Source organism: Salinivibrio sp. YCSC6 (genome assembly GCF_004916735.1).
Classification (GTDB): domain Bacteria; phylum Pseudomonadota; class Gammaproteobacteria; order Enterobacterales; family Vibrionaceae; genus Salinivibrio; species Salinivibrio proteolyticus.
Genome location: NZ_CP039516.1, coordinates 733,421 through 759,171, shown reverse-complemented (window position 1 = coordinate 759,171; position 25,751 = coordinate 733,421). Strand labels below are relative to the sequence as shown.

Sequence of the window (25,751 nt, the reverse complement as noted above, 5' to 3'; positions counted from 1 at the left end):
CGTTTTCTTATTGGGTAAGTGGGTCAAATTTGCGCAATTGCCCTTTCAGCCCGGTGAGAGATTCTAAGTCTGCCAATTGAGATTCCAGCGTGTTTTTAGACACATCTGGACCCACAACCACTTTGGCAAGGTCATCAGGTTTCAGATCCCGTGGCAAAATATGGGCTTGGTAACCTTTCTCACGCAATTGGCTAACCAAACGGCGCGCATTGTCCTGATTGCGGAAGGTACCAAGGCGAATCATCCACGCGCCATCTGCCGTGGCGATCGACTCAGATGCCGTTGAATCAGGGGTCGTTTCACGCTGGTTTGATGCGTCCCCTTCTTCGTCGGTTGTTTTTACCGAGGTGTCAGGCACAGCAACATCAGCCACCTGTGGTTCAGCAATGGGAGTTTCTGTCACAGACGCATCAAAGTCATCGCGCAGAGGAATACTTTGATAGCTCTCTTGATAGTGCTCTTTTTTGCCATCCAAAACATCTGGCAAAAAAATCACCCCCATTGACACCAATACCAGCGTACCGACTAATCGTTTTTGCAACTTACTGGCCACATCGACTCCGTTTTAATTAATCTGTTCACTCACTTGCCCCACGGTATGGAACGACCCGAATACGACCACACAATCACGCTCGGGTTCCGCCGCTTGGTAGGCCGCTTGATAAGCGTGATAAGGGGTGTCAAATAGCTCCTCTGCGTTTACGGGCAAAGCACTCGCCGGAGCCCCCCGCGCAACACTCAAGGAAGCGGGATACCAATGGTCAACAATTCCCTCAAAGCACGCTAACGTGCCGGCAATATCTTTATCTGCCAGCATAGCAACCACAGCATGGATGTTTCCGCCTCTATCCTGCTTAATGGTCGCTAATCTATCCGCCAAATATTGCGCAGCGTGCGGGTTATGGGCGACGTCAAACACGGTGTAAGGCTGGCTTGAAATAACTTGCATCCGGCCAGGCACAGTGAGGGTTCGCAATGCCTCGGTGATGTGCGTGTCAGCGATATCCAGCTCTGCGACCCCAAGCGCCATTAATGCCGTTGCGGCATTTTGCATAGGAATATGAGGAACTGGCAGCGCATCCATATCAAAGGCACCGGCATGCCAACACCAAGTATCACCTTGCTGTACATAGTGATATTGATAACCAATTTGATACAAGTCTGCACCAATCGCGTCCGCATGCGCAGCAACACTCGGAGGAGGCGCAGGTTGACCACAAATCGCCGGTTTACCCGCACGGAAAATCCCCGCCTTTTCATACCCGATTTGGTCGATGTCATCGCCGAGCCAATCACAATGATCCAGCGCTAGGCTAGTGATCACTGATACGTCATGCTCGACCACATTCGTTGCATCTAAGCGTCCCCCAAGGCCGACCTCTAGGATCACGACATCAAGCTCGTGCTGCTTAAATAGCTGCAACGCCGCTAAGGTACCAAACTCAAAAAAGCTCAGGCTGGTTTCTCCGCGCGCTTGCTCAATGGCGACGAATGCTTGGCAATGCGCCGCATCGTCTAATGGTTTGCCATTAATACGCACGCGTTCGTTGTAATGAACAAGGTGAGGAGAGCTATATACGCCAGTGCGATAGCCCGCATTCTGCAAGATCGCCTCGAGCAGCGCACAAGTCGTTCCCTTACCGTTGGTACCCGCCACTGTTATGATCTTTGGGGCAGGTTTGGTCAATTGCGCATGCTCGGCAACGTGGGCAACGCGTTCTAAACCTAAGTCAATCGCGCTGGTATGGATGGATTCAAGATAAGACAGCCACGTCGATAGCGGGGACGTGGCTGTAGGAATGCATTGTTCAGACATTAACTTGGTCAGTTGCTACATGATGAGTAGATAATACCAAGGATAACGCTGAGGAACACGGTCAAATCTTACTCTTGAGAGGCAGATTGATCGTCTTCTTGTGGCTTGTCTTGTTCAACGTCAACCACCAATGGTGATTTCACGTTGCTCAGCTTTGCAAGCAGCCCTGCCAAGCGCTGACGCATTTCGCGACGATCAACAATCATGTCGATGGCACCATGCTCGAGCAAGAATTCACTGGTCTGAAAGCCTTCAGGTAACTTTTCACGTACCGTTTGCTCAATCACGCGACGGCCCGCAAAACCAATGATGGCTTTAGGTTCCGCGACATTGACGTCGCCAAGCATTGCGAAACTGGCGGTGACGCCACCATAAGTTGGATCGGTCATCACCGAGATAAACGGCAGTTTATGGCGAGAAAGACGCTCAAGCGCAGCGCTAGTTTTCGCCATCTGCATCAGCGACATCAAGGCTTCTTGCATACGCGCGCCACCACTGGCAGAAAAACATACCAGACCACAGTTATTCTCGATCGCAGTGTCTACTGCTTTCACAAAACGTGCACCTACAACGGCACCCATTGAGCCACCCATGAACTTAAATTCAAAGGCACAGGCAACCACAGGAACCTCTAACACGGTTCCTTTCATGACGATCAGTGCGTCCTTCTCACCACTCGACTTTTGTGCCGCAGAAAGGCGGTCTTTATATTTTTTCGAGTCACGAAACTTCAGCACATCTTTCGGCTCAAGCTCAGCGGCAATCTCTTCGCGACCGTCTTTGTCGAGAAACACGTCAAGGCGGCGACGAGCAGGAATGCGCATGTGATGATCACACTTAGGGCATACCTCTAGGTTACGCTCTACATCTGCGTGATAAAGCACTTGGTCACAGGACGTACACTTGGTCCACACCCCTTCAGGAATGGATGCTTTGCGCGATGAACCAATGTTGCTTTTCGTTAGGATTTTTTCAAGCCAGCTCATGGACAACCTTTACTTAATCATGGACGTCCGCATAGGACGTCCATCTTGGATTCGTAACAAATTAGACCGAATTAAATCACAAGTCAGTCAGACTTGGGATAAAAAACTGGTACTACCTATTCTTCGCTCTACCCTTTGACACGCTACTATTTAGGCCCGTTCAATGACCTCATCGGATAAAAACAGGGGGCCAATTGGCGCATCGGGCAGCGCAAACTCTTGCGGATAATCAACCTCAACCAAATACAAGCCTTCCGCTTTGGCGGTGGCAGCCGCTAAGGTGCGATCTTTTTGGGCCAGCAGCCATTCAATCCATTCGGGAGGGTGTTCTTTTCGGCCCACAGCCATCAAGCTACCTGCAATATTTCGCACCATATGATGAACAAATGCATTCGCTTTAATATCGATGATAATGTAACGCTCGCGACGACTCACCGACAAATGCATCACATTTCGCCACGGTGATTTTGACTGACATTGCGCAGCACGAAACGAGGAAAAATCGTTTTCCCCCAATAAGTACTGACCGGCCTGATGCATTAAGGTTTCATCCAACTCACCATAATAATGGCTGACCCCCTTGGCTAAAATGCCCGGACGCAGAGGATGATTGTAGATGATATAACGGTAACGACGAGCGGTCGCGCTAAACCGAGCGTGAAAGCTGTCAGGCACCTCTTTTGCCCAACGAACAGCAATCGCATCCGGTAAATTAGCATTCACACCCAGTGTCCATGCTTTTAACGGCCGCTGGCTATCCACATCAAAGTGCACCACTTGACCAGTCCCATGCACACCAGCATCGGTTCGTCCAGCACATTGAACATCGATAGTTTGGTTAGCCACGATGGATAAAGCACGCTCCAAGTGCGCTTGGACGCTGGTAACTTCTCGTTGGCGCTGCCAACCGTAAAACTGCGCTCCATCATATTCAATGCCTAACGCGACTCTCATGCTTGTGCCTTTTCGTTTACTCACTATCAAGGCGCCGCATTATATACGTAATGCATGCGATGTGCAGGTCCGATACCGGGCCCCTTTAATCATCGATGTCGCCAACGCAAAGATAAAAAACGGCAGCCGAAGCTGCCTGTTTTTTATCGTAGCTGCTCAAGCAGCTGTCTTGCCTCTTGTTGAAGCGCTTTATTCCCTGATTGCATGACTTTTTCTAGCAATGAAATCGCACCATCGACATCGTTCATCTCTAGATAGGCTTTGGCCAGATCGAGATTCGTGGCCGCTTCTGTACTGGCCGTATCACCATCAACATCGATGGCGCTGATATCTTCCAGCACATCAGGAAATTCATCCAGCCCCACATCTAAGTTCATTTCCGCTTTATCCGGGTCAATATCCGGTGCGCTACCATCATCACGCATCAACTCCTCGATGCTGATGTAATCACGCTCCTCTTCCCCTTCATCAATGAGTTCGCTCTCTGCTTCCCCTTCATTCAGCAAATCGTCATCAAGCGCTTGCTCTAATTCGAATTTCTCAAGCGACTCTGGGTCCATGGCAGGCTGCTGACTCCAGTCCTCGCTTTCAGCTTCGGGCTCTGGTTCATTATCCGCTTGCCACACGGCCGCTTCTTCATCAGAGAGCCCGGACAGATCAAGAGGCTCATCGCCATCCGGTTCAGACAACAGAGCATCCATATTGAGACCACCCACTTGATGGTCGTCATCATCCAGCTCACTAATATCGCGACTATCGCCTTGACCCGCATCACGGCCTTGTTCATCGAAGTAAGACTCGAGCTCACGTTGCTCATCCAGAGCGGCACTCAATGCATCGTCTTCGTCAAACTCGCCAAGTTCATCTAGAGAGAGTGAGTCAAACTCATAGTCTCGATTGCTGGTTTCTGGCTCTGGCTCTGGCTCTGGCTCTGGCTCTGGCTCTGGCTCTGGCTCTGGCTCTGGCTCTGGCTCTGGCTCTGGCTCTGGCTCTGGCTCTGGCTCTGGCTCTGGCTCTGGCTCTGGCATGCTATCGAACGCGGCTTGCTCTTCAGGATCAAGCGGTTCAGCATCTGCTAATGCAGCTTCTTCGTCATACTCTGGCAAACTGGTTAGGTCGAGAAGGGCCTCTTCACTGAGATCGTCAAGACTTTCGCCTTCATCATCGTCTGGCTCAGCGTCTAGAGCATCGTCGCCATCTTCTACTGGCACATCGTCTTCGCTGGCATCCTCTACGGCTTCATCCGTATCCGCAGTGTCACCATCTGCTAGCTCGGCGTCTAGATCGTCGTCGCCATCTTCTGTTGGCGCCTCTTCTTCGCTGGCATCTTCTGCGGCTTCATCCGCATCCGCAGTGTCATCACCCGCTGGCTCAACATCTAGAGCATCGTCGCCATCTTCTACTGGCACATCGTCTTCGCTGGCATCTTCTACGGCTTCATCCGCAGTGTCATCATCTGCTGGCTCGGCGTCTAGATCATCGTCGCCATCTTCTGTTGGCGCATCATCTTCGCTGGCATCTTCTGCGGCTTCATCTGCATCCGCAGTGTCATCACCCGCTGGCTCAACATCTAGATCATCGTCGCCATCTTCTGTTGGCGCCTCTTCTTCGCTGGCATCCTCTGCGGCTTCATCCGCATCCGCAGTGTCATCATCTGCTAGCTCAACATCTAGATCATCGTCGCCATCTTCTGCTGGCACCTCTTCTTCGCTGGCATCTTCTGCGGCTTCATCTGCATCCGCAGTTTCATCATCCGCTAGCTCGGTATCTAGAGCATCGTCGCCATCTTCTGCTGGCGCCTCATCTTCGCTGGCATCCTCTACGGCTTCATCTGCATCCGCAGTGTCATCACCCGCTGGCTCAGTATCTAGATCATCGTCACCGCCTTCTGCTGGCGCCTCGTCTTCACTGGCATCCTCTCCGGCTTTATCTGCATCCGCAGTGTCATCATCTGCTGGCTCAGCATCTAGATCATCGTCGCCGTCTTCTGCTGGCGCATCATCTTCGCTAGCATCTTCTGCGGCTTTATCTGCATCCGCAGTTTCATCACCCGCAGGCTCAGTATCTAGCTCATCGTCACCGTCTTCTGCTGGCGCCTCTTCTTCGCTGATATCCCCTGCTGACGCATCCGCTTCGGCGGTTTCCTCAGCTTCGTCACTATCGTCACTGTCTGGCTCTGGTATATCATTTTCGATATCAGTCTCATCACCATCGTCGCTGTCATAAAGCAAGTGCTCTAGTTCAGCTTCATTCGGATCGGTGTCGTCTTCCCCCCAAAGAGCCGGATCATCATCCTCAGCCAGTGGGTCGATATCATCATCCCCTACCACTTCTTCAAGCAGCGCATCCGAGTCTTCAAGGTGAGGATCATCTTTATCCAGCACTTCGTCTAACAGTGCGTCACTGCTCTCATCAAACTCGTCGATATCATCATCGTCATCGTTGATCCAAGCCTCGTCATCAGCCTCTTCTTCATCACCAACCAGCTCATCAAGCAACTCGGTGGTGTTATCGAGGGATAGGTCGTCATCGTCGCTATCGTCATCCGATAGATCAATGTCTTGGCTAAGGTCAAGCTCAGGCTCGTCTTCGAGAACCTTGTCAAACAAGGCATCATTTGGTGCGTCTTCTGGCTCCTCAGCAGCCTTGTCTGTGTCTGATGTTGCTTCTTCCGGCTGGTCAGCACCCTCACCTTGTTCGCCGGCTAACAGGGCGTCGATATCATCAACATCGCCGCCATTATCTTCTTCGAGTGATTTTGCCCATTCTGCAGCCAGTGCTTCATCCGCACTCATTTCTTCTTCAGGGGCAGCGTCTGACTCTTCTGGGGTCGACTCTTCTTCGACTGATGGTTCAGGCGTCTCTTCTGGGGGAGCCTCCGCTAGCTCATCCAGCGCTCGCTCCATGTCCTCCAGGCCAATAGCATCATCCCCATTGGGTGCCACGCTCGACTCGTTACCCGACATATCATCGAGGTCATCATCCAAGTCAAGATCGTCGAGATCCGTGTCATCACCGAACATTTGGTCTTCATCGCTACCAAAGTCGTCGGCAATTTCTAACTCATCATCCTGCGGCTCCTCATTGGCTTCTTCCTCTTCAGGATCAGGCACCATGATAACCGGCATATCATCGTCAATTTCATCATGATCGAGCGCCGCTGGCTCTTCGACGTCATCCTCTTGCTTTTTACGACGCGAGAGGAAGAAGAAAATCGCCCCCGCAATCGCAGCGCCAGGCAGAATCGCTAGCATAGCCAGCAATAACGGGCTATCCATCAATGATTCCACCGCTGATGGCGGCTGGGTTTCTTTTGCGACTTTTGCTTGGCGTTGTTGCTCTAAGAACGCGCGGATTTCTTGATTCAATTCAGCATCATTGCCCACTTGCTCTTTCAGCGCAGAAAGCTCGTGTTGAACTTCCGATAAGCGGACTTTGAGCACATGGTTACTTTCTACCAAGCGCGTCATTTCTTGATCAGATGCTTGCAATTGCGACTGCAAATTCTCAACCACTTGTGGCTGTGGTGACATGTCATCGCTTGACGACTCCGCCATCGAAGATGCATCAGACTCTTCAGTGTCTGATGAAGGAGGCGTTGCTTCAGGACGAGAGGCAGCCGGTTGCTGAGGTTCACGAGGTGCGCTCACTTGGGTGCTAAGTGGCGTTTGCGGGGTTGCCTGTGCTTGCTTTCTCGCTTGGTCGATTTCGAGGCGCGCAACAACATCGTTAGTGCTTTCACGCTGAATTTGCGCCAAGGTAGGCATTAATAAGTTACTGCCAGGCTGCAAACTATGGATATTGTTATCCGCAAACGCATTCGGATTTAAGCGAAAAATCGCTCCCAAGGTTTGATAAACACTGACTTGGTTATTCGGCCGCATTTGCGTGGCAATAGACCACAAGGTTTCATTCGCCCCAGTTGGTCCATAACGCTGCGGTGTCGGCGTATTCACTGGTTGCGGCGCTGATTGCGCCTCAGTGGTCATTTCATCCTGCGGTCCAAGAATACGAATCGCCGCTTCCACAGAAACAGTAGAAAAACTGAAGACAATAAACGCGACCATGGCTAGTAAGACAGCAAGACGCTGACTGAACTTTCCAGTGGTCATACACGTTTTACGATGAGAAGACTGTTCACTTTGCTGTGCGTCGGACACACCCGCACCCCTTATGGCAGAAATGGCCTCACTAAATATCTAACTATATCGGAAGCCATGCTAAAAACTGTAGTTTGATGATATAAAAGTGTGTTGTGCGATCAAACTGTGGGCGCTCGGCCTCAGTTTTACCTTTACGATTACCGGCAATTTGCCGCGACACACCGAGTTCAAAGCAAAAATAGTGCCTAAAAAAATACCCTGTCAATAATGACAGGGTATCATGGCGTCTTGCCATCGTTGCGATAAACGCTGTGGCAATTTTACAAGTAATCGCGCACCAGCAGTTCCGCAATCTGCACTGAGTTCGTTGCAGCCCCTTTTCGAACGTTATCCGCCACGACCCAAAGGTTTAAGCCATTCGGGTGGCTAATATCATTGCGGATCCGACCCACTAACACCTTGTCAGTGCCAGTGCCCTCTTTCACTTGCGTCGGGTAGTCCTCACCCTCGAACACTTCGATATGTTCATGTTGGCTCAAGATTGCCACCGCTTCTGTAGCGTCAATTGGTTGACGGCATTCAATATGCACCGCTTCGGCATGGCCATAGAAAACAGGAACACGCACGCAGGTAGGGTTCACGCCAATCATTTCATCGGCAAAGATCTTCTGCGTTTCCCACACCATTTTCATTTCTTCTTTGGTGTAGCCATTGTCCATAAACTGATCGATCTGCGGCAAACAATTAAACGCGATCTGTTTGCTATATAGCGCTGGTTCAGCGTCTTGACTATTGAGCAGTTTTACCGTCTGTCCGGCAAGTTCATCGATGCCCGACTTACCGGACCCCGAGACAGATTGATAGGTCGACACGTTAATACGCTCGATTCCCACTGCGTCATAAATCGGTTTCAACGCCACCAGCATTTGGATGGTGGAACAATTGGGGTTAGCGATGATATTGCGGTTACGAAAATCACCAATCGCGGCCGGGTTCACTTCGGGGACCACAAGAGGGACATCAAAGTCATAACGGAATTGGGAGGTGTTATCAATCACGACGACACCTGCGTCTGCCGCTATCGGTGCCCACTGTGCAGACGCTTGTGCGCCGGCTGAAAACAGGCCGATTTGCACTTGGGTCCAATCAAACTTCTCTACGTTTTGAACACGTAGGCTTTCGCCTTTAAATTTGATGGTTTCTCCTTCACTGCGCTCACTGGCGAGCAGGTGCAGTGTCCCAATCGGAAAGTCGCGCTCTTCTAGGCTATCAATAATCGCGCGTCCAACCGCGCCTGTTGCGCCTAAAACCGCAACGTCAAATGCTTGTGTCATGCTTGCTCCTCAATACTAAAGCCGAGCTTAGCCAGCGACTGTAACCCGAAATCCGTCTGTCCGGCTACTGTGATCGCACTGTACTCACGTCGATCCCAGTAATTTTTTCGTAATTGGTCAAAGGCTGTACGTTGCGCGGGTTTATTGTCCCCAGCGCCATGCATTGCGCGACGAAAATCACTGTCGTCCCGACGAATATCGTAGACCAATTGTGTCAATGCCATTAGATCGCTTTGTTGCCATGGCTGGGCAAGCGTCACATGAGGGATGGGGGCCGTCGGTAGCAAGTCACTGGCGTGGGCACGATGAGGCAGGCCAAGGTGTTCACACAGTGCGTTAAATACCATGGTAGTGCCGCGCGCTTTTCCTTCTAAGCCATAGCCTGCAATATGCGGCGTGGCAAAGGTCAGCTTATCCATGAGGTCCAGATCAACCTCGGGCTCATGCTCATACACATCAAGCACTGCATCCATGTCGCCTTGATCAAGTCGTGCACTCAAGGCCTGATTGTCAACCACAGGGCCGCGCGCCGCATTAATCAATATACTGCCCGCGCCCAATGCCGCTAAACGTGTCGCGTTCATCAAATGGTAGGTGGGGTATTGGCCATCGCGCGTTAATGGTGTGTGAAAAGTCACTACATCACACGATGCAATAAGTGTATCAATATCAACCATTGGGCGTGGATCACCGGCATCTTGGCGAGGCGGATCGCACAACACCGTTTTTATCCCCAGCGCATCAAGGCGCTCGGCTAGATAACTGCCCACGTGCCCGACTCCCACAATACCGACCGTCCGGTCTGTAATCGAGAATCCTTGTTGTTGGGCCAATACAAGCAGCGCGCTAATCACATACTCAGCAACCCCAACTTTGTTGCAGCCGGGCGCAGCCGTCGCGTGAATACCTTGTGCATGCAGGGCGTTAAAATCAAGGTGATCTTCACCCGCGGTGGCAGAGCCGACAAAACGTAACCGAGACGCGCCTTTAACTAGGGCCTGATTCACTTGTGTCACACTTCTTACCATTAATGCATCAGCATCAATCAAATCCGCCGCGCTGATTGCGCGTCCGGGTAATGCCACGACCTCACCCAATTGGCTAAACAAGGCTTGGGCATAAGGCATGTTTTCGTCTACAACAATTTTCACGTTCAACGTCCTGTGTGAGTCGGTGCACCGCGTATCGGATGCAAAATGCGAAGGTAATATTGTATCTGGCTCGTCACAAGAAAACACCCTTGCTCAACGGGGGACGGTGGAATTACCGATGGCAGGAACCGGCATAAAAAAACCCGGCCGAAGCCGGGTAAATCCAGGACCTGAAAAGACTATTACCGGCTCTCAACGATAATAGCCCGCGTCTGATGGCAGAATTGCTCTGCAAACCTGGAAAATGAGGGGCGGATTAACCGCGATATTTTTCGATCACCAAGGTCGCATTGGTGCCACCGAAGCCAAAGCTGTTCGACATCACTCGCGTTAGTGCTTGCTCACGCGGTGTAGTGACAATGTCCAACCCTTCTGCAGCAGGATCGAGTTGTTCGATGTTAATACTTGGCGCCACAAAGCCATGCTCCAGCATCAACGTCGAATAAATGGCTTCATGCACACCTGCCGCGCCTAATGCGTGGCCCGTCATGGCTTTGGTCGCTGAAATCGCTGGACTCTTACCTGCGAAAACTTCTTGGATCGCGCCAAGCTCTTTGACATCACCGACTGGCGTGGATGTACCGTGGGTGTTAATATAATCCACGTCGCCGTCCACATCTTGCATCGCCATCTTCATACAGCGGATAGCGCCTTCGCCTGACGGGGCAACCATGTCGTAACCGTCAGAAGTCGCACCATAACCGACGATTTCACCGTAGATGGTCGCGCCACGCGCCAATGCATGCTCAAGCTCTTCGACCACCAACATGCCGCCACCGCCAGAGATAACAAACCCATCGCGGTCTGCATCATAGGTCCGTGAGGCTTTTTGTGGATCGTCATTGTATTTCGTTGATAGCGCACCCATGGCATCAAACATCATGGTCAATGACCAATCAAGCTCTTCGCCGCCACCCGCAAATACGATATCTTGCTTACCCAATTGGATGAGCTCAAGTGCATGACCGATACAGTGTGCCGACGTCGCACAGGCAGAGCTCATGGTGTAGTTCACCCCTTTAATTTGAAATGGGGTGGCCAAGCACGCAGAGACCGTCGAGGACATAGTGCGTGGCACCATGTAAGGGCCAACACGTTTAACCCCTTTTTCTCGAAGAATATCGACCGCGGCTACTTGGTTAACAGAAGACGCACCGCCTGAGCCTGCGACAAGGCCGGTCCGTTCATTAGAGACGTGTTCAGGTGCAAGACCTGCGTGTTCAATCGCTTGCTCCATGGCAAGATAAGCAAAGCCAGCCGCGTCACCCATAAAGCGCATTTTTTTGCGGTCGATATGGTCGGCGGGGTTCAGTTTGAGGTCCCCCCAAACGTTACTGCGCAGTTTCATATCGGCAAACTGCTGAGAGAAGTTAATGCCAGATTTTCCCGCTTTGAGCGACTCCAGCACTTCTTTGACGTTGTTACCAATACTGGAAACAATCCCCATGCCTGTAATGACAGCTCGTTTCATGATTCTTTCCTAGACGTTAATTTCGCAGTGGATGATAGCGTTTTTAAAGCTGATAAGTGGTCAGCTTTCCTTTCAGTCAGTACAATTTCGCTTTTACGACATTTTTGTATGAGGCATTTGTGAGCTCTCCCTCAATTAAACATGCGCAAATCAGTTGGAACGACACTGGCACACCGGTCGCCGACCAGTTTGACGATGTGTATTTTTCTAACGCTGACGGCCTCGCCGAAACCCGCTATGTGTTTTTGGCTCAAAACCAACTCCCCACCCGCTGGGAGACCCACTCATCGCCCCGCTTTGTGATCGCGGAAACCGGTTTCGGCACCGGATTAAACTTTCTCGCGACCTGGCACGCCTTTGCGCAGTTCCGCCAAGCCCAACCCGATGCGGCGGTCACGCAACTGCACTTTATCAGTTTCGAAAAATACCCTCTGACCGTAGAAGATCTTGACCGTGCGCATCAAGCTTGGCCTGAGCTTGCCCCGTATGCAGAGCAGCTTCGCTCTCACTACCCTGTCCCTTTGGCGGGCTGTCAACGGATCGTGCTGGCACAAGGTCAGATTACACTCGATTTGTGGTTTGGTGATATTAAAGATTGGTTACCACAAGTGCCGACTGGCGCTGCAGGGATTGTCGATGCTTGGTATCTCGACGGTTTTGCCCCGAGCAAAAACCCGGAGATGTGGAATCAAGATTTATTTGATGGCATGGCTAGGCTTGCCCGTGAGCAGTGTACTTGCGCCACCTTTACCGCCGCTGGTTTTGTCCGTCGTGGTCTATTAGCTGCCGGTTTTGACATGAAAAAGGTGAAAGGGTTTGGCCACAAACGCGAAATGCTGGCAGGCCGATTACCCACGCGGAAAACGGCGACCAGCTTTCAACCATGGTACGCACGGACTCCCGCTATATCGGCAGATGATATTGCGGTGATTGGCGGAGGGATTGCCAGTGCCGCATTGATCACGGCATTACTTCAACGCGGAAAACGCGTCACTCTCTATAGCCAAGACTCGCATCCTGCGGCGGGGGCATCAGGTAACCGCCAAGGCGCCATTTATCCACTTTTAAATGGCAACAACGACAATTTAAGCCAATTTTTTGCTCCTGCGTTTTTGTTTGCTCGCCAGTTTGTTGAACAACAACACGAGCAAGGGATCGCGTTTGAGCACCAATGGTGTGGCGTGACGCAACTGGGTTACGATGAGAAAAGTGCGACCAAGCTGGCTAAAATGACCAAGGGTGACTTTCCAGACACACTCGTCACGCCAATCGATAAAGCCGATGTGGCTGAGACGGTCGGCCTAGAAACCGGCCATGCCGGCGTATTCTATCCATTGGGTGGGTGGATGAGCCCACAACAATTTACGGCCGCTGTGATTGATGCGGCTATCGCGAGCGGACAACTGCGCGCACATTTTGATTGCCACGTGGATGCACTGAGGCAAGCCGACAATGGCTGGACGCTTAGTACAGCACTTGGTGAGGTTTGGCATCATAATGTCGTAATCGCAAATGGCCACCAATCCGCCCAATTTGGCCAAACACAGCCGATTCCTGTTTATCCGGTGCGAGGTCAAGTGAGCCATGTCCCCACCAATGCTGAGCTGCGTCAACTCAATACAGTGCTGTGTTTCGAAGGCTATTTAACGCCGGTCAATCAAGCAGGAGAGCATTGCTTGGGGGCCAGTTACAGCCGGAATAATGCAGACCTCACTTTCCAAGCTGACGAGCAAACCGAGAACCAACAGCGTCTCACCGGTTGTATTGATACCGACTGGGCGCGGGCCGTGCCAGTTGCAAAAGAAGGACGTGTGGGCGTACGCTGCGCCAGTCGCGATCACCTCCCGTTTGTGGGCAATGTTTGCGACTATCACGCACTGGTTACCGCGTACCAAAATCTGCAAAAGGACAAAGAAAAAGCAGGCTCCGTGCCTGTCTATCCGGGGCTATTTTGCTTACTCGGCTTGGGGTCACGTGGTCTTACGTCCGCGCCGCTTGCCGCGGAAATACTCGCCGCACAATTGTGTGATGAGCCTTTGCCATTACCACAAACGGTGCTCGACAGCCTGCATCCAGGGCGAATGTGGGTGCGTAAGCTGTTAAAAGGTAAAGCCTTGTAACCACAGTTACGAGACAAAACAGCCATCGTCGAGACGATGGCTGTTTACTGTCGGCGCCGCTTATTTCATGCGCGCAGCGGCGAAGACTATTGGTCTTTTTCAACTTGTTGCTGCAGCAAGTCCCACAATGCGCCCACCAAACGTTGATCGCCGGGAGACAATTCACTGGCATTGTCATTAAGGCTGGCATCCACACGCGCTTTGAGCGAGGCAACGTCATCAAGACCTTCCAGTTCGCAGTCTGCAGCGGCAAGAGACACATGGCCACGTAAATAACCACTGGCAAATAACTCATCATCAGAGGCGGTTTCTACCATCTCATCAATCAAGGTCAAAATACGTTCTTCGTAGTCTTGGATCATCATGTCTCTCTTAGCCTGACTCGGGCAATGCAAAATCGTTGGGCGTTAACGGGGCAATGCCGTAAAAGCCTCGCAAGGTATCAGAAAACTGCTTAGCACGCACGGGTAATGCGGGGCTTGTGCTGTCTTCGCTCAGGTAGTCCATCACTTGCTGACGCACTTTGGCAGTAAACGCATGGCGATCTGGCTCGACACCGCTTAAATTGTCGCAACTGACTTGAAAACGAAACCCACAGCTTGCAGATAGTATCCACTCAATCGCTTGTGGCTTCACTTCCACGGCCTCAAAGGCGGCTTGCGTGTCAGCATCACGGCCATCGGGGTGATACCAATAGCCATAGTCTTCCAATTGACGGCGTTTCTCGCCGGCAATGGTCCAATGTGCAATTTCATGTAACGCAGAAGCAAAAAAACCGCGCGCAAAAATCACCCGATGATGTGGGTACGTTGAATCCGCGGGCCGATAAATGGGTTCATCGCCGCCCAGTAAGAGTTCAGTATTGAACGTGCTAAGAAATGTTTGGTTAAAAAGCCGAATTAAGTCGTGATAATCGTGGGTCATACAGCACTTTAATAGGATTAAATATCAATCAGTAACAAAAAAGACATTTTTAGCGATAAAAAGTAGCATCTCTATTAGCTAAGCCTTTCAATCTAAACACTCTTTTTTATTTGTTCCTCATCACAAATTTGATTGTGTGAGGCCGTTAAGGCCACTACAATGCGCGTCAATTTCTAATCTCAGTATAAGGTGTCGGGTTGTATGTTGTTATTGACGCTTTATGTCATCGGCATTACCGCGGAAGCCATGACAGGTGCGCTCTGCGCAGGCAGAAAACACATGGACTGGTTTGGGGTGATGTTTGTCGCCAGCGCCACCGCTATCGGTGGCGGAACAGTCCGCGATATTCTTTTTGGCCACTACCCTCTCACTTGGGTTGCTAACCCGCATTTTCTCGTAATTACTTGCGTCGCAGGCTTGATTACCCCGTGGATTGCCAGCTGGGTTGCACGCAATTATAAACTGTTTGTCACCCTAGATGCACTGGGCCTTGCCGCCTTCAGTATTATTGGCTGCCGCGTTGCGATGGATATGGGGCTACATCCTCTGATTTGCATGGTTTCATCTCTGATCACCGGTATTTTTGGCGGGCTATTGCGTGACTTAATTTGTCGTCAATCGCCGATGGTCTTGCATAAAGAGCTATATGCCTTGGTCGCCTTTGTCACCGGTGCGCTTTACTTTAGCTTGATTCGTCTCGATGTCGGTGAACTGATTGCGACGGTTGCTAGTTTAGTGATCGGCTTTGGATTTAGAATGGCCGCCCTTCGCTTTGGTTGGTCGTTACCGGTTTTCCGCTTTGAAGCGCCTTCATCGCTGCACTGATCATAAAAAACCGCACAACTGGGTGCGGCTTTTTTGGGAAATCGACTGATTCCAAAACTATATGCTGGGGTTCGCCCCCATTTGGCCACGATGACGCAGCAAATGGTCCATAAGCACAATCGCCACCATGGCTTCAGCAATCGGTACCGCGCGGATCCCTACACAAGGATCATGACGGCCCCGGGTAACCACATCCGCGGACTCCCCGTGAATATCAATGCTTTTTCCCGGCACCGTAATGCTAGACGTCGGCTTGAGCGCTAAATGGGCAACCAGCGGCTGGCCTGAAGAAATGCCCCCCAGAATGCCACCGGCATGGTTTGAGGCAAAGCCATCAGGATGAATTTCATCACGATGCTCACTGCCACGCTGGGTTACCACATCAAAACCATCACCAATCTCGACCCCTTTCACCGCATTGATCCCCATCAGTGCGTGGGCGATATCAGCATCTAAACGGTCAAACACCGGCTCCCCTAAGCCTACCGGCAGGTTTTCCGCCACTACGGTCAGTTTCGCACCGATCGAGTCGCCGTCTTTTTTGAGCTGACGGATAAGTGCGTCTAACTCATCGAGTTTATTTGAGTCAGGACAGAAGAAAGGATTTTGCTCAACTTGCGCCCAATCAACTGTGTCTATGGTCACATCGCCCATCTGCGCCAAGTAGGCACGGACTTGAATACCGTGGACTTGGGCAAGGTATTTTTTAGCCACCGCCCCAGCGGCAACACGCATCGCGGTTTCACGCGCTGACGAACGACCACCGCCGCGGTAATCGCGGATGCCGTATTTATGATGGTAAGTAAAATCTGCATGGCCGGGACGAAACACATCTTTGATTTTGGAGTAATCTTTTGAGCGTTGGTCGGTATTTTCGATCATCAAGCCGATCGATGTCCCCGTGGTTTTGCCCTCAAACACACCGGAGAGAATCTTAACAGCGTCAGGCTCGCGACGCTGTGTGGTGTATTTCGATGTGCCGGGGCGACGACGGTCAAGATCATGCTGCATGTCCGCTTCCGTCAGCGCCAACCCCGGAGGGCAGCCGTCAATAATCGCGCCCAGTGCGATACCGTGGCTTTCTCCAAACGTCGTCACGCGAAAAATTTGTCCAATCGTGTTGCCTGCCATGCCTTCCTCTGTTTGCCTGATGGGCATTGTTGTGTTTTTGCGTACTTTGTTAGCAATTAACCACAAAGCAGTCAAAGACGCAAAAAAAATCCACCTCTGGTCGTCAGTGCCAAAATAAAAAAAGCCAGCACAAAGGCTGGCTAGAGAAGTATGCGAAGCATGTGTGACTAGTCGCGATAAAGCGCAAATTCCTCAGCACAGGCAACCAAATCCTGACGCGAGATCATGAACACGCCATGACCGCCGTTTTCGAATTCGATCCAATGCAACGGTAGGTGGCCATATTGCTCTTGCATGTGCACCATCGAGTTACCCACTTCACAGATCAGTACACCATCGTCGGTGAGGTAATCCGGAGCATTGGCTAGGATACGACGAACCAGTTTTAATCCATCCGTCCCGGCAGCCAGCCCTAATTCAGGCTCATGGCGGAACTCGTCAGGCAGGTCAGCCATGTCTTCTGCATCCACGTACGGAGGATTGCTAACAATCAAATCGTACTTATCTTGCGGGACGTCTTTTAGTAAATCCGATCGCAGCGGGATCACTTGCTCTTCCAAGCCGTGATCTTGAATGTTGATTTCGGTCACTTCCAACGCATCGGTAGAAATATCAACCGCATCGACTTCGGCCTCAGGAAACGCATAGGCGCATGCAATGGCAATACAGCCACTGCCGGTGCATAGGTCCATAATGCGGCTTGGGGCATGCGGTAAAATACCGGCAAACTCTTGTTGGATCAGCTCACCAATCGGTGAACGTGGCACCAAGACGCGTTCGTCAACAAAAAACTCGAGGCCACAGAAATAGGCTTTGTTGGTCAAGTACGCAACAGGGGTTTTATCGTTAATCCGTGCAATGACACGCTCAACAATACGATGTTTTTCACTGGTGGTCAGGCGCGAAAAACGCGTCTCAGACGGGACATCGACAGGAAGATATAAGGTAGGAAGCACAAGCTGCACCGCCTCGTCCCAAGCATTGTCTGTGCCATGACCGTAAAACAGCCCTGCCGCATTGAAACGACTGACTGTCCAGCGCAGCATGTCTTGCAGCGTATGTAATTCGCTGACCACTTCTTCAGTAAAAATCGTATCCACATTGGCCTCCATCGGCTTCATGCAATTTAGGGTCGCCCTTTGACGCGAGGTCAGTACAATAAGCAGCATTTTGAGCTGGCTGAATGTACAATTCAGATTATCACCTCGGGGACAGTTTTTATGAGCAAAAAACCATCAATAACGGAAGAGGATTTTGCATTATTCCGTGATGCCGTCAAAGGCGCAAAAAAGTTGGAGCAGGATACCATAAACCCGCCACAACGCCAGACGAGCAAACCGCGCAAACAGCAGCGATTCGAGCAACAAAGCCGCGATCATGCCTTTTACTTTTCTGATGAGTTTGAGCCTTTACTCAGTGAATCCGGCCCTATGCAATACGCCCGCCAAGGCGTCTCCAAATATGAGGTGAAGCGCTTGCGTCGTGGCGTCTATGTGCCCGATATCTATTTAGATTTACATGGCATGACACAGATGGAAGCAAAACGTGAACTCGGCGCGATGCTGGCTGCCTGTGTCAAAGACGGCGTCCAGTGTGCCAGTGTCATGCACGGCATCGGCAAAGGGATCCTCAAAGAAAAAATCCCGCTATGGCTCGCACAGCATCCGGATGTGTTGGCATTTCATCAGGCCCCACTGGAGTTCGGCGGTAATGGTGCACTCTTGGTGTTAATCGACGTTTCCGACCGCTAGCTCCCGAGGCGGTTTAGCCTTGTAGCTCGCGCGGTGACATCATTGCAATAAGCTCGGCCGTATCGTTTTGACCATCGATATCAAGTACTGCCATGGCTGACGTCGAGAACATTGGCGGCTGACCATTTTGCAACCACTCGTTGGTCAAATAGCCCACCAGCGGCAAATGAGATACCACGAGGACGACATTCGGTGCTTCTACGTCAAACATGGCTTGCAGATAGGTATAAACTTGGTCGCTCTGACCATAAGGCGTGATGTCTGGCTCAGTGGCAACCTCACGGGCAGGAAGGTGCGGCGCACAGACTTGCCATGTTTGCTGGGCACGTAAGTAAGGACTTACCAATACTTTATCGATCGTCTCGCCAGCCAAATGTTGACTGAGCCAAGCTGCCATTTGCTCACTTTGTCGCTCGCCATTCGCGGTTAAACCGCGTTCGCTATCGCTTGCAGCAAACGCTTGTGCTTCCCCATGACGCATTATGATCAGTTTCATAGCCAGAAATACTCACAACAGTTATCTGTGATTTAGCCGCATGCTACCAATGTATATCGCAAAAGACCAAAGAAGAGGTTTGCGACTCAGGTCACTGGTAGTCATAATTGAGGCATAACTTGTTTAAACGATATCGAGTTGCCTGTGCATGTTAGCCCAAATGACAATAAGCGCTACCGTTATTTCACCCTGCCGAACGCCCTCCGCGTTTTGGCAATCTCCGATCCTGCGGCACACCGCAGCGCGGCAGCCTTATCTGTTAATGTGGGCCATTTTCATGACCCAGCCGACCGAGAAGGCTTGGCACACTTTCTCGAGCATATGCTGTTTTTGGGCACGGATGCGTATCCGCTAGCAGGTGACTTTCAGCGCTTTATTAGCCAGCATGGTGGCCATAATAACGCGTGGACAGGGACTGAAAACACCACCTTCTTTTTCGATATTCGCCCCAGCCAATTCCGCGCGGCTCTCGACCGCTTCAGCGCGTTTTTTATTTCACCTCGCTTTGATGCCGATGCTGTCGATAAAGAGCGTCAGTCCGTGGATGCTGAATATCGCATGAAGCTCAACGACGATGTGCGACGCATCTATCAAGTCCATAAAGAAACCATTAATCCTGCTCACCCTTTCGCAAAATTCTCAGTCGGAAGCTTGGAGACCTTAGCAGACAGAGCGGGTCAGTCGGTGCGAGACGATCTGATTGCGTTTTATCACGCCAATTACAGCGCTAACCTGATGACGTTAGCCGTCACGGGCCCACAGTCACTTGATGAGCTAGAAGCGATGGCACAGCAGCATTTTAGTGCCATTATCAATCACGACTATTCGCCACTGCGCATCCATGAACCACTGATTAGTGACGCACAGCGACGCCAGTGGGTCACCGTGGAGCCACTTAAAGAGGTACGCAAGTTAACCCTCGCGTTCTCACTGCCCGAAAGCGAATATCAATACCGCACTAAACCTCTATCTTACATCGCCCACCTTCTCGGCTACGAAGGTCCCGGTAGCTTGATGTCTTTGCTCAAAAGCAAAGGCTACATCAATACCCTCTCTGCAGGCGGCGGCATCAGTGGCAAAGATTTCCGTGAGTTTACCTTAAGCCTTGCACTCACCGAGCTGGGCTTGAGCAAGCTCGACGATATTATCACCTATGTGTTTCAAGCCATTCAGCTTATCCGCCAATACGGTGTGGAAGCGTGGCGTTACCAAGAAAAACGCCAAGTCCAAGAGCTTGCGTTTTACTATCAAGAGCCGCTGCGCCCGATTGATACGGTGAGTCAGCTGGTGATGAATATGCAGCATTATGACCCGATTGAGGTGGTATACGGGGATTACATGATGGCCGGATTTGACCACGCCCAAATCCAAGCCATGCTGCAGCAAATGACGGTCGATAACCTCAGGGTAACCTTGGTTGCCAAAGGCTTTAAATACGACAAACTAGCCAAATGGTATGACACCCCCTACGCGGTGAAGCACTTTAGCGAAAAGCAGTGTGAGAAATGGCGCACCACCTATATTTCTCCTGCGCTGACGTTACCTGATCCAAATCCCTACATTGCCGATGCGCTGCGTCCCTTGCCGCTTGAAGATGATGCGAGCGATACGCCGATATTGATAGAAGAGCTGCCAGGGTTCCGGCTCTGGCATGGTCAAGAGCCTCACTTTCGGGTGCCCAAAGGGCATGTCTACATTGCCATTGACAGTCCACATGCCGTCGCCAGCGTCAAAAACATTGTCATGACGCGCTTGAGCGTCGAAATGCTACTTGAAGCGCTAAACGAACATGCCTACCAAGCAGAAATTGCAGGCATTAATTACAACTTATATGCCCATCAAGGTGGCGTTACACTAAACATCAGTGGCTTTAATGATAAACAGCCGCTTCTGTTGGCCTTGATCCTCGACACCTTTTCACGGCGCAACTTTAAGCCCGAACGCTTTGAAGTGATCAAAAGCCAACTTAAGCGTAATTGGGAGAACGGGGCCAAAAATAAGCCATTAAGTCAGCTATATAACAGCATGACGGGGATATTGCAGCCCAATAACCCACCCTATCAAGCCTTACTCGACGCGCTCGACACCGTCACGCTCACCGATTTACCCGAGTTCGTTGAGGCCATGTTCGCCACGCTGCATGTGGATATGTTTGTCTACGGTAACTGGCACCGTCACCAAGCGAAGGCCTTGGCCGAAACCGTTAAAGATGCGCTGCGGGTAGACGACCAAACCTATCAAGAATCGGTCCGGCCGCTGACCCTATTAGACGACTGCGGCACCGTGAGCTACGAGCTAGCACTCGATCATGCGGAGTCGGCGTTGTTGGTGTACTACCAAAGTCCAGACACCTCCTCTGAAGCGGTCGCCACCTACACGCTTGCCAATCATCTGATGTCAGCCACCTTTTTTAACGAGTTGCGCACGCGCCAACAATTGGGATACATGGTAGGCGCTGGCAATTTACCGTTAAATCGCCACCCAGGGCTGATCTTTTATGTCCAATCGCCAATGGCAGGCCCTAACCAACTGATGGCCGCCGTGGATGATTTCCTCAATGCGCTATTTATGATCTTGCTGGAAATGAGCGAAGCGCGCTGGCAAAGCAGTAAGCAAAGCCTGTTAGCGCAAATTCGCGAGCCAGATAATAACCTGCGCGCTCGCGCGCAGCGCTATTGGATCAGTATCGGCAATAAAGACTATCACTACGAACGCCGTGAACAGGTGGCCGAGGCCATGGAGTCGCTAACCCGAGCCGACATGGTGCGTTTTGTGGTTAATCGTCTCAAACCGCGAACCGCGGATAGGCTTGTCATGCATAGCTGCGGCAGCGAGCACCGTGAACATGCCGCATTAGACGGTGCGCACCCTATTCGCGATATTGACGCATTTCGCGCCATTTGTGGCCGTAGCGAAGAATAAACACGTCACTGCGAAACCACAGTGGTCCTTTGTCAGGCCACTATAAAAAAGGGCAGCGTAACGCTGCCCTTGCGATTCAGGTGACACGCCGAGCTTAGGGATAAAACTGTTGCCCTTCTTTTGCCATCATCACCAAACGCTCGCACGGTGCAAAACGGTCCCCATAACGGTCTTGATGAGATTGCAGCAAGCTCACAATGCGCTCTATTCCCACTTGGTCCATATAGCGGAAAGGGCCACCTAGGAAAGGAGGGAACCCAATGCCGAAAATCGCACCGATATCACCATCACGGGCAGAGCGGATCACCCCTTCATCCAAACAACGCGCCGCTTCATTGAGCATCATCAGCGCACATCGCTGTGCGATGTCATGGCCAGAGAGTGTTGGATTCAGCTTGATATTGAGCAGGCTGTACACTTTTTTATCGGCCTGTTTGCCCTTGCTGCCTTTTTTGCCCGTATCGTATAAGTAAAATCCTTTGCCTGTTTTACGCCCTTTTCGGTCGTCGTTCAGCAACAAATCAAACACATCTGGCGCTTCAAAACGCTCACCCAGCTCTTGAGTCAAAATGGGCGCAATCTTAGCCCCAATATCGATTCCGACTTCATCCAACAAAGTGATCGGACCAACTGGGAAACCGAAGTCGAGTAAAGCATTGTCGATATGCTCAATGCTTTCGCCAGCCAATAACACTCGCGCCGCTTCGTTCATATAGGGCGCGAGAATACGATTGACATAAAAGCCCGCACTGTCACCAACCACGATAGGCGTTTTACCTTGTTGACGAGCCAGTTTTACCACAGTCGAAATGGTCTTCTCACTGGTACCTGTATGCGGGATGACTTCCACCAGCGGCATTTTTTCCACCGGGCTAAAGTAATGCAAGCCCACGATGTTCTCCGGGCGCTGGCTGCCTTGAGCTATTTGGTGAATAGGCAATGACGAGGTATTGGTGGCAAAAATTGCATCGTTTCCTGTGATTGACTCCATTTCCTCGACCATACGATGCTTGAGTGATAAATCTTCAAACACCGCTTCAATCACCACATCTGCATTCGACAAGGTGGTCGCTTGCGTATCACCAGACAGTTGCATCATGGTCGCTTGCAGTTCCGCTTTACTGATCTGCTTACGCTTGCGTTTTTTGTTTAGCAAATTGTAGCTGTAGCGAAGCGCGTTTAAGATGCCGTCTTCACTGACATCCTTCACTCGGACAGGATAGCCGGCTTTTGCGACTGATACATGGGCAATCCCGGCGCCCATCAAGCCGCCACCTAAGACGCCAATCCGTTTAATCTCGCCCGGCTCAGCATCTGCACCGTTTTCTTTTTTCATTGCCGTGGTCGCAAAGAAAATGCTACGCAACGCTTTGGACTCGCTGGTCATCACCAATTCACCAAAACGGCGCGCTTCCTCTTCAAGACCTGCTTGGATGCCTCTATCTAACCCCTTTTTCACCACCGCGAGAATCGCATCCGCAGCAGGATAGTTCCCTCGTGTTTTCGCGCGAGTTTTCTTTCCCGCTTGGTCAAAGACAAAGTTACGACCCACCGCATTACCGCTGAGCATCCAGCTTTGCCAGCTACGCGGGCGCTTAGGCTTTGATTTTTGCGCCAAGGCTTCTGCCACATCCAGCAATACGGTATGCGGAACACAGTCATCAATCACGCCGAGCTTTTTCGCTTTTTTCGCTCGCAGTTGTTTGCCGGTTAGGATCATATCTAGCGCATTTGGCACGCCAATCAGACGTGGTAGTCGCTGCGTACCGCCCGAGCCGGGTAATAACCCCAGTTGCACTTCTGGCAGCCCGAGTCGGGTTTTGTCCCAATCGGTCGCGACACGGCTATGACACGCCAACGCGAGCTCCAATCCGCCCCCCAAACATGGGCCATGGATTGCAGCTACAACATGGAAGGGCAGCTTCTCAATACGTGCAAACAGCGTTTGTCCTTGTGCGGCAATCTCTGCGGCTTGTTCAGCTGTTTCGCACGCATCGAGCATGCGCACATCCGCACCGGCAATAAAGTTATCTGGCTTGCCAGAATGGATCACAAGCCCCTTGATATTAGTGTTGTTTTCCAGTTGATCCAGTACCTCGGAGACCCCTTCGACAAAGCTTGCCTGTAGGGTATTCATGCTTTCTCCGGGAACATCCACTTTTAGCCAAGCGACTTGGTTGTCAGCGATATGTAACGTAAAGGCTTGATGGTTTTCGACTGTCATTATTCCGCCTCCAAAATCATTGCTGCGCCAAGGCCACCTGCGGCACATGCGGTGTTAAGGGCCAGTCCGCCGCCACGACGTTTCAGTTCACGCAGTGTTTGGGTGATCATACGGGCACCGGTTGCCGCAAATGGGTGACCGTATGCAATCGAGCCCCCCAAGACGTTAAATTTATCCATATCAATTTCGCCAATCGCGCGGTCACGACTAAGGTGCTCACGTGCAAACGTCTCGGATGCAAACATTTTTACATTCGAGAGGGTTTGTGCCGCAAAGGCCTCGTGCATATCGATCAAGGTTAAATCGGACAGTGAAATACCGGCACGATCGAGCGCAAGCGGCGTCGCGTAAGACGGTCCCATCAGCATGTCTTTTTGTACCCCAATGGCAGAGAATGCATACGAGCGGATATAGCCCAATACCTCGAGTCCCAGTGCTTTGGCACGACTTTCTGGCATCATCAATACCGCAGCGGCACCATCAGTGAGCGGCGTACTGTTTGCAGCGGTGACCGAGCCATGCTTGCGGTCAAAAGCCGGACGCAGTTTCGCGTAATCCTCAAGAGTGGATTGCGGGCGTAAGTTGTTATCTTTTGCAATCCACGCTTTGTAAGGCTCAGGATACGCCGTCATCACCTCATCACTGAGCAAGCCTTCGTCCCACGCTTTGCTCGCCAGTTGGTGCGAGCGTAACGCTAAGGCATCTTGTTCTTGGCGGCTAATTTGATGTGACTTTGCCATTTGCTCTGCGGTTTGCCCCATGCTCAGGCCAGTTGAATATTCCGCTACCGCAGGTGGGACAGGTGCCAGATCTTTCACCGAAAGCTTACTGAGCAGCTTCAAACGCTTGCTCATTGTTTTGGCTTTACTCAAGTCCAACAGAGTGCGTGCTAACTTCTTGCTCACACCAATGGGCAGTACGGACGACGAGTCCGCGCCCCCAGCAATACCCACTTCGATATTGCCCGCGATCATGCTCTCAGCAACATTTACCACCGCTTGAAAACTGGTCGCACAAGCACGTGTGACACTGTAGGCGTCAGTATGAATGTCCATACCTGTCCCCAATACAATTTCACGGGCAATGTTTGGGGCTTCCGGCATTTGTACCACTTGACCAAACACGACTTGATCGATGTCTTTCGGCGAAATCGCACTGCGATTGAGCATTTCTTGAACCACCATTTTTCCGAGGTCAACCGCGGGGACATCTGTGTAGGCGGTTGACTGGCGGGCAAATGGCGTGCGCAGCCCAGACACAATGGCGATACGATCGCCCTTGCTGGTTTTAAGGTGTTGCTGAGACGTCATCACTGCTCCTTAGGATGTTCTACAGGTCTGACCACGAGTGTAACTAAAATGTTACCAGCTTAAAACATCCGTTTTAATTGATTGGTAAGATTGCCAACAGGCGCACAATTCAGCGCCTAGGCTGAGTCACAGTGATTTATTTTCAGAGGATTGAAAAGAAAATACACAATAAAAAAAGGGGCTACACGCTAGCGTGAGCCCCAAAAAAGATTGGAAAGCAAAACGATAATCTG

19 protein-coding genes are annotated in these 25,751 nt (G+C 51.3%); 4 read left to right on the top strand and 15 right to left on the bottom strand.

What is annotated here, in order from left to right; translation table 11 throughout:
- Positions 1 to 7: 7 nt before the first annotated feature.
- The 8 genes from E8E00_RS03355 to fabB all read right to left on the bottom strand — a co-directional run bounded on the left by E8E00_RS03355 (position 8) and on the right by fabB (position 11,815).
- Positions 8 to 553 carry an SPOR domain-containing protein gene (locus tag E8E00_RS03355; RefSeq protein ID WP_096629525.1) on the bottom strand — a complete coding sequence of 182 codons (546 nt, stop codon included), beginning with the start codon at positions 551 to 553 and terminating at the stop codon, positions 8 to 10.
- 12 nt (positions 554 to 565) lie between these two features.
- On the bottom strand, positions 566 to 1,816 hold the full coding sequence (gene folC / locus E8E00_RS03350; RefSeq protein ID WP_096629528.1) for a bifunctional tetrahydrofolate synthase/dihydrofolate synthase: 1,251 nt from the start codon (positions 1,814 to 1,816) through the stop codon (positions 566 to 568).
- 68 nt (positions 1,817 to 1,884) lie between these two features.
- Entirely contained in the window at positions 1,885 to 2,802 is a 918-nt protein-coding gene (accD, locus tag E8E00_RS03345; protein WP_096629531.1) for an acetyl-CoA carboxylase, carboxyltransferase subunit beta, read from the bottom strand.
- A 150-nt stretch (positions 2,803 to 2,952) separates the two neighbouring features.
- Complete coding sequence (truA, locus tag E8E00_RS03340; protein ID WP_096629534.1) at positions 2,953 to 3,756, bottom strand: tRNA pseudouridine(38-40) synthase TruA; 804 nt, start codon at positions 3,754 to 3,756, stop codon at positions 2,953 to 2,955.
- A 143-nt stretch (positions 3,757 to 3,899) separates the two neighbouring features.
- A complete protein-coding gene (locus E8E00_RS03335) occupies positions 3,900 to 7,916 on the bottom strand; it encodes a FimV/HubP family polar landmark protein (protein ID WP_096629536.1) in 4,017 nt (1,338 codons plus the stop codon).
- Between the two features lie 263 nt (positions 7,917 to 8,179).
- Positions 8,180 to 9,193 carry an aspartate-semialdehyde dehydrogenase gene (locus E8E00_RS03330; protein WP_077455475.1) on the bottom strand — a complete coding sequence of 338 codons (1,014 nt, stop codon included), beginning with the start codon at positions 9,191 to 9,193 and terminating at the stop codon, positions 8,180 to 8,182.
- Positions 9,190 to 10,344, bottom strand: a complete 1,155-nt coding sequence (gene pdxB, locus E8E00_RS03325) for a 4-phosphoerythronate dehydrogenase PdxB (RefSeq protein WP_077641379.1) — start codon at positions 10,342 to 10,344, stop codon at positions 9,190 to 9,192. Before pdxB ends, E8E00_RS03330 begins: the two co-directional genes overlap by 4 nt.
- 256 nt (positions 10,345 to 10,600) lie before the next feature.
- On the bottom strand, positions 10,601 to 11,815 hold the full coding sequence (fabB, locus tag E8E00_RS03320; RefSeq protein ID WP_069587218.1) for a beta-ketoacyl-ACP synthase I: 1,215 nt from the start codon (positions 11,813 to 11,815) through the stop codon (positions 10,601 to 10,603).
- A 119-nt stretch (positions 11,816 to 11,934) separates the two neighbouring features.
- Here fabB and mnmC point away from each other — a divergent pair, with 119 nt between their 5' ends.
- The gene (gene mnmC / locus E8E00_RS03315) at positions 11,935 to 13,935 is read left to right on the top strand and encodes a bifunctional tRNA (5-methylaminomethyl-2-thiouridine)(34)-methyltransferase MnmD/FAD-dependent 5-carboxymethylaminomethyl-2-thiouridine(34) oxidoreductase MnmC (protein ID WP_096629539.1); all 2,001 of its coding nucleotides are present in this window, start codon (positions 11,935 to 11,937) and stop codon (positions 13,933 to 13,935) included.
- A gap of 86 nt (positions 13,936 to 14,021) precedes the next feature.
- On the opposite strand, the gene E8E00_RS03310 is transcribed toward mnmC, so the two are convergent.
- Positions 14,022 to 14,297, bottom strand: coding sequence for a YfcL family protein (locus tag E8E00_RS03310; RefSeq protein ID WP_069587231.1), 276 nt, complete (start codon positions 14,295 to 14,297; stop codon positions 14,022 to 14,024).
- Positions 14,298 to 14,307: 10 nt separating this feature from the next.
- Positions 14,308 to 14,859, bottom strand: a complete 552-nt coding sequence (locus E8E00_RS03305) for an elongation factor P hydroxylase (protein ID WP_096629542.1) — start codon at positions 14,857 to 14,859, stop codon at positions 14,308 to 14,310.
- A 201-nt stretch (positions 14,860 to 15,060) separates the two neighbouring features.
- On the opposite strand from E8E00_RS03305, the gene E8E00_RS03300 reads away from it, so the two are divergent.
- Complete coding sequence (locus E8E00_RS03300) at positions 15,061 to 15,684, top strand: trimeric intracellular cation channel family protein (protein WP_069587214.1); 624 nt, start codon at positions 15,061 to 15,063, stop codon at positions 15,682 to 15,684.
- A 57-nt stretch (positions 15,685 to 15,741) separates the two neighbouring features.
- On the opposite strand, the gene aroC is transcribed toward E8E00_RS03300, so the two are convergent.
- Positions 15,742 to 16,815 carry a chorismate synthase gene (gene aroC, locus E8E00_RS03295; RefSeq protein ID WP_069587212.1) on the bottom strand — a complete coding sequence of 358 codons (1,074 nt, stop codon included), beginning with the start codon at positions 16,813 to 16,815 and terminating at the stop codon, positions 15,742 to 15,744.
- Positions 16,816 to 16,982: 167 nt separating this feature from the next.
- Positions 16,983 to 17,915: a 50S ribosomal protein L3 N(5)-glutamine methyltransferase gene (gene prmB, locus E8E00_RS03290; protein ID WP_077455546.1), complete on the bottom strand. Its 933-nt coding sequence runs from the start codon at positions 17,913 to 17,915 to the stop codon at positions 16,983 to 16,985.
- Positions 17,916 to 18,035: 120 nt separating this feature from the next.
- Between prmB and smrB the strand changes: the two genes are divergently transcribed.
- Positions 18,036 to 18,566 carry an endonuclease SmrB gene (smrB, locus tag E8E00_RS03285; protein WP_069587210.1) on the top strand — a complete coding sequence of 177 codons (531 nt, stop codon included), beginning with the start codon at positions 18,036 to 18,038 and terminating at the stop codon, positions 18,564 to 18,566.
- 13 nt (positions 18,567 to 18,579) lie between these two features.
- On the opposite strand, the gene sixA is transcribed toward smrB, so the two are convergent.
- Positions 18,580 to 19,062 carry a phosphohistidine phosphatase SixA gene (sixA, locus tag E8E00_RS03280; protein WP_077641381.1) on the bottom strand — a complete coding sequence of 161 codons (483 nt, stop codon included), beginning with the start codon at positions 19,060 to 19,062 and terminating at the stop codon, positions 18,580 to 18,582.
- Between the two features lie 144 nt (positions 19,063 to 19,206).
- On the opposite strand from sixA, the gene E8E00_RS03275 reads away from it, so the two are divergent.
- A complete protein-coding gene (locus E8E00_RS03275; protein ID WP_096629544.1) occupies positions 19,207 to 21,984 on the top strand; it encodes an insulinase family protein in 2,778 nt (925 codons plus the stop codon).
- A gap of 94 nt (positions 21,985 to 22,078) precedes the next feature.
- Here E8E00_RS03275 and fadJ read toward each other — a convergent pair whose 3' ends face one another.
- Positions 22,079 to 24,208: a fatty acid oxidation complex subunit alpha FadJ gene (fadJ, locus tag E8E00_RS03270; RefSeq protein WP_096629547.1), complete on the bottom strand. Its 2,130-nt coding sequence runs from the start codon at positions 24,206 to 24,208 to the stop codon at positions 22,079 to 22,081.
- Positions 24,208 to 25,518 carry an acetyl-CoA C-acyltransferase FadI gene (gene fadI / locus E8E00_RS03265; RefSeq protein ID WP_096629550.1) on the bottom strand — a complete coding sequence of 437 codons (1,311 nt, stop codon included), beginning with the start codon at positions 25,516 to 25,518 and terminating at the stop codon, positions 24,208 to 24,210. Before fadI ends, fadJ begins: the two co-directional genes overlap by 1 nt.
- Positions 25,519 to 25,751: the final 233 nt, after the last annotated feature.